Below are 4,911 nucleotides of genomic sequence, written 5' to 3'. Positions count from 1 at the left end.
TGCTGAGTTCCTTTTTTGCAGCTTGGGTGATGTGTTCGATCGCCTCTAAATCGGGAGCCGAGTTTGGGCTATCTATACTCAGCCATAAAAGATACTCTATATTACCGGCAGGGCCGACGATCGGCGACCAGGTTAAACCGCGAAATTTCCAGCCAATCTGTTGGGCGGCTGTGCATACTTGCGCGATCGCACTTGCTTGGTCGCCAGTATCGCGCACGACGCCTTTTTTGCCAACCCGTTCTCGCCCTACCTCAAACTGCGGTTTAACAAGCAATATTGTCTCACGCGGAACCTGAAGCAGCTGCCATAACGCAGGCAAAATTTTTGTTAAGGAAATGAACGAAACATCCACCACACCCAAATCCGCCAGCTCGGCTGCTTCGTACAAGTCATCTGCTGTGAGATACCGCAGGTTAGTGCGTTCCCGCAAAATCACTCGCGGATCGTTCCGCAGACCCCAATCTACTTGACCGTAACCCACATCAACGCCGTAAATTAGTTTCGCCCCAGCTTGCAACAGGCAGTCGGTAAAGCCCCCAGTAGAGATGCCCCCATCCAAGCAAATGCGCCCTTCCACAGAGATATCAAAAAATTTTAGCGCTTTGGCGAGTTTTTCGCCGCCTCTGGAAACGTAAGGCGATCGCTCTTTGATCTGGATCTGCGCCGATTGTTCCACTTCTGTGCCCGGTTTGTCAATCACCTGCCGATTTACCAGCACTTCCCCCGCCCGAATCAGCCGCTGGGCCAACTGTCGGGAAGAGCATAAATCGAGTTCGACTAACAAGGTGTCTAGGCGTTTTTTTGTCATGACTTCATCAAATTGTAGAGATTTATGCAGTTAATACACATAAAGCTAGCTAAAACTGTCGCATTTGTAACAATTATCTTAGATACCTGAGAAGCAACTGCTTTGTTTTCTGCATTTATTTTCTCGATAGGAAGCCAACTATGCTAGAAACTAAATTAACGACCTGCGCCACTTTACTGTACCAATGGCTTTTGCCGCGAGCTACCGATGCTGGTAAGCTGAAAGTAGACTTACAAGATTTTCGAGCGTGGACGGCGGAGTACCGGGAAAAACCGTTTAGCGATCGCGAAATTCTCGACGCACTCAGACAGTTAAAGGAACTTCAGCTAATAACCGTCAGCAGAACAGAAGTAACCCTGGAAGTCAAACAACAGAATTTTAGCTTAGACACCCAACCGCCTACTCAGCTATTGTTGAAACAGAGCGATCGACCGAATCGATTAATTTTACTGTTAAAAATAGTTACAGGTTCTTTGTTGTTGGGATTAACTTCTGTTACTTTTGGTTTGGCTTTGCTACAGACACAACCCCAAGTTTTATCAACGCCTAACCAGTGGAGTGTTTTGGGTGAAAAAACTGTCGATCTAAATGATTGAAATTCACTCGGATGGTAAGATTAAAGCTAAAGCGCGATCGATAATTTCCTCCTTGTTAACCAGTCTTTCTAATTCTTCAGTTTCGTAACGTCCTTCTTCTACTTCTAAAGAAGCTTGGTTAATCGCTTGCAAGTAGGCTTCTTCTAAAGCGATGTGTAATTCTTCTGGTATCAGGTAATAACCCCCAGCCTTACGTCGCGTATTCTTTTTATGGATTGGCAATATTTTTCTATTCGCTCTACCTTAAAAAACTAAGGCCAACTTTAATATATAATACTTGAGTTCATGAAAAATAACTCTCAGGTGTAATGGCCAATTTACCAGATGAAACCTTAACAACTATTCTTTACTTGCAACGAAGACTGTTTCAAATTATTAATCAAGCTAGTGCAGCCGAATTTAATCTGGCTGAAGAATACGGTGAAACAGAAGCAACTTTAGGGGAGTTAGAAGAACTGAAAAACGTAATTGAACGCGCTAGGACTTCCTATACTCGGCTGTATAGGTTAGTATTGTTGGTAGGTGAGTCTCAACCAATGGCTGATTCTGCGGCTCTTCCGTACTTAGTGTGATTAATTTTGCTTATCAAAACCAAAAATTTGAGAAGCCGAAATCACTCAAAAGCTTACTAGATAAGGAAGTAAGGCAAAAAGGCTGACTCCGGACACCGATGGATGAGGAGAAATTACAATATATGAGGAAGTTTCCCTTGAAGTGACTAACGACTATGATGAAATCACCCTTAGATACGATGCTAAATATAGCAGGGACTACCGTAGAAAGCTTTCAACAAGTTGAGGGATATATTTGCCTACATATAAAAATGTTAAATCGGGGAATGCAGTGTCCTTATTGTCAAAGATATACAGAAAAATTACATCAAACTACCTACATATTAGCCAGAGATCTACCCAGTTTTGGTCAACCAGTTTATCTAAAGGTTCCACGCCGTCGATTTTATTGCCGACGCTGCCAAAAGTATAGCACAGAAAGACTGGATTTTATGGATTGGCAGCAAGTACATACCCAACGGTACGAACAAAACATTTACCAACGAGTTTTAGCTAGCAATGTGGAGCAAGTTAGTCGCGAAGAAGGTTTAACTGGAGAAGAGATTGAAGCGATATTCTGGCGCGTTAATCAAACAGTAAAAAAAAAGATTGGAGTGGGGTTAAACGACTGAGTATAGATGAAATCAGCAAACGAAAAGGTTACCGCAGCTTTATTACTTTAGTGAGTAATGTAGACACCGGAAATTTACTTGAAGTCATTGATAGCCATAAACAAGAAGATATCATTGCAGCGCTTAAACAGCAACCACTTGAGGTCAGAGAACAAGTGGAAGAAGTTAGCGTGGATATGTGGGCGGGGTTTGCCAAAGTAATCGCCGAGGTATTTCCGAATGCTCAGGTAGTGTTTGACCGATTCCATGTGATGAAGTTAGTTAATCAAGCTTTAAATAAAATTCGTATTCAAGCGCAGGTAAAAATTAAAGGGAGCCGATTTTTATTGTTAAAGAATGGAACGGATTTAACCGAAACAGAAATTGCACAAGTTAAACAAATATTAGCCCAATCTCCTTGCCTCAAAATTGCTTACTTGATGAAAGAAGAGTTTCGCTTAATTTATGAAACCAGCACTACTGTAAAATCCGGGATGAATCGCTTCAAAAAATGGCTCACTGGGGCAGTATCTCTTTATGGAAGAGTTGCCCGTACTATTCGTGAACATTTAGATGGTATTTCTAACTACTTTATCAGTCGCACTACCAGTGGTGTGATGTCAGGAATTAATAATAAAGCTAAGTTAATTTTACGCCAATCTTATGGCCTTAAAGACTTTCAAATGTTACGCGCTCGTTTATTAGCCAGCTTCTCTGATTAGAATAACTTATCACACCAAGTACGGAAGAGCCGATAAATTCGCCATCGCTTTAGCTGCACTATTACCGCCTGGTGAGTACCAAGATAAGGAAAAGTACGAACGATATCTGCGTGCGGCTTTGGAGAATTATACGACACCTACTGGTAATTTAAGCGTGTCGTTATCGATGTTTGATTGTAAGCCGGAAGGTTCTGGAATTTATTTGCTGCATCGTCAAATGCAGGGTGATGCGCTGAAAAGTAGGGTATGTGCAATTGTGATGTTGGGTTATCGCAATGCTTCGATTTTGATAGCGAATCGAGGTGAGGTGAAAACTCGTGAAGCTAAAACTAGCGCTTTGGGTTTTCATAAAATGATTGGCATGGTGCAAAGTAAAACTGCTGGATTGGAGGAACAAAAGCTGATAGAAGCGATTGTGGCGGCTGGAGATTCGATGCGGATAAAGGATTTGACAGTTTTGGCACGCAGTAAAGATTCAAAGTATCGTGCGGATGAAGTTAATGAAATCGTGACGGCGGTAAGGGAATCTCGTCCGCAGTATTTCCAAATGTTGGTGAATTGGATTGATAGTAAGTTGCCTTCTGATGTGGAAGAGATTGTGTTTTGTGGAGGGACTGCTGATTATTTGGCTACGGATTTAGGGAAGCATTACGGGCATCTTGAGTTGTCTTGGAATGCAGATGTGGCAATTCCCGATGAAATCGATACTGGTGGTTTTGGCAATCGGATAGCTGATGTGTTGGGGGTGTTTCTGAATTTCAAAAGTAAGGTGTCTTTAGGGAAACCGAAGAGTCAATCTAAGAAGCAGGAAGCAACTGAGTCAACAGAAGAATTTGATGTTAAGAAATCTGTTGTTGGGGATAAAAAGGCGATTGATGGTTTGGCAAAGAAGGGGGATGAGTAATGACAGCAGAGAAGTCGTCAAAGCAGACAGAATTTACTTTCAATTTGCGCTATCAGCCTTTACCTCACACTCCTGATGGGATTCTGTTTTCGTTTATTAAAAACCATGCTGTCTATTTGCCAAAAGAGATGGTGTTGCAAGCGCTGCGGGAACGTTGGTTGGCTTTGGCTTATTTGGAACGGTACGAACGGGGGGAGATAACGGAGGTGGAGTTGAGGCGTATTGGGGAGGATGCGGTGTATGCTTTGGAGCAACACGCGGAGCATATTCGGCATCGTTTGGGGCTAAAGCGTCCTGTTAAAGTCCAGTCTCATGTTGATGGGTTTTCATCAAATTCTGGGGCAAATGGGAATGGTTTAGATGGTTCGGAGATTGCGCCGAATATTTTGCATCAGAAGTGGGAAAATCACGATGATGAAATTGATTGATTAGTTGGTTGGGAAGGGAGTAAGGATTGACGCATCTTTCCCATTAAATCTACTTGACTTCTGACGGGAAGTTTTGAATCCCTTGAGTTTTCAAGAGTGGGACTGCATCTACTGACTGTTGCGCGAGCATACAGAATAGCCTTGGAGTGCGTGCTACCCCAAGGCTTCTATTTTGGTTGAACGAAGCACAAACCTAGAGAGTTTTCATGCTCAAGCTTAGAGATTCATTTAAGTATTTTTGCTCAAAATAACAGCAGGGGATTTTCGGGGGAGAATAAGGGGAAAGTAAGC

Annotated in this window: 8 protein-coding genes; 6 read left to right on the top strand and 2 right to left on the bottom strand. The window is 42.6% G+C overall.

Annotated elements, in window-relative coordinates; genetic code table 11:
* Positions 1-808: TlyA family RNA methyltransferase (locus H6S82_RS18265; RefSeq protein ID WP_191056511.1), on the bottom strand; the 808-nt coding region annotated here is incomplete at its 3' end.
* 140 nt (positions 809-948) lie between these two features.
* Between H6S82_RS18265 and H6S82_RS18260 the strand changes: the two genes are divergently transcribed.
* The gene (locus H6S82_RS18260; protein WP_190464950.1) at positions 949-1,404 is read left to right on the top strand and encodes a hypothetical protein; all 456 of its coding nucleotides are present in this window, start codon (positions 949-951) and stop codon (positions 1,402-1,404) included.
* Between the two features lie 3 nt (positions 1,405-1,407).
* Here H6S82_RS18260 and H6S82_RS18255 read toward each other — a convergent pair whose 3' ends face one another.
* Complete coding sequence (locus H6S82_RS18255; protein ID WP_347339513.1) at positions 1,408-1,626, bottom strand: hypothetical protein; 219 nt, start codon at positions 1,624-1,626, stop codon at positions 1,408-1,410.
* An 86-nt stretch (positions 1,627-1,712) separates the two neighbouring features.
* Here H6S82_RS18255 and H6S82_RS18250 point away from each other — a divergent pair, with 86 nt between their 5' ends.
* The 5 genes from H6S82_RS18250 (at position 1,713) to H6S82_RS18235 (ending at position 4,620) form a co-directional block, all read left to right on the top strand.
* Positions 1,713-1,976 carry a hypothetical protein gene (locus H6S82_RS18250; RefSeq protein WP_190464951.1) on the top strand — a complete coding sequence of 88 codons (264 nt, stop codon included), beginning with the start codon at positions 1,713-1,715 and terminating at the stop codon, positions 1,974-1,976.
* 155 nt (positions 1,977-2,131) lie between these two features.
* Positions 2,132-2,587 (top strand): transposase family protein, encoded by a 456-nt coding sequence (locus tag H6S82_RS32805; protein WP_199317910.1) that lies wholly within the window; start codon positions 2,132-2,134, stop codon positions 2,585-2,587.
* Entirely contained in the window at positions 2,584-3,288 is a 705-nt protein-coding gene (locus tag H6S82_RS32800; protein ID WP_199317911.1) for an ISL3 family transposase, read from the top strand. The genes H6S82_RS32805 and H6S82_RS32800 overlap by 4 nt, the downstream gene beginning before the upstream one ends.
* A gap of 118 nt (positions 3,289-3,406) precedes the next feature.
* The gene (locus H6S82_RS18240) at positions 3,407-4,192 is read left to right on the top strand and encodes a hypothetical protein (RefSeq protein ID WP_206756664.1); all 786 of its coding nucleotides are present in this window, start codon (positions 3,407-3,409) and stop codon (positions 4,190-4,192) included.
* Entirely contained in the window at positions 4,192-4,620 is a 429-nt protein-coding gene (locus H6S82_RS18235; RefSeq protein WP_190474948.1) for a hypothetical protein, read from the top strand. Before H6S82_RS18240 ends, H6S82_RS18235 begins: the two co-directional genes overlap by 1 nt.
* Positions 4,621-4,911 lie beyond the last annotated feature (291 nt).

The sequence above is a fragment of the Planktothrix sp. FACHB-1355 genome (assembly GCF_014748295.1).
Lineage (GTDB): Bacteria > Cyanobacteriota > Cyanobacteriia > Cyanobacteriales > Aerosakkonemataceae > Aerosakkonema > Aerosakkonema funiforme_A.
The sequence above is the reverse complement of the archived record's forward strand: the minus strand, read 5'-3'. Positions and strand labels throughout refer to the sequence as shown.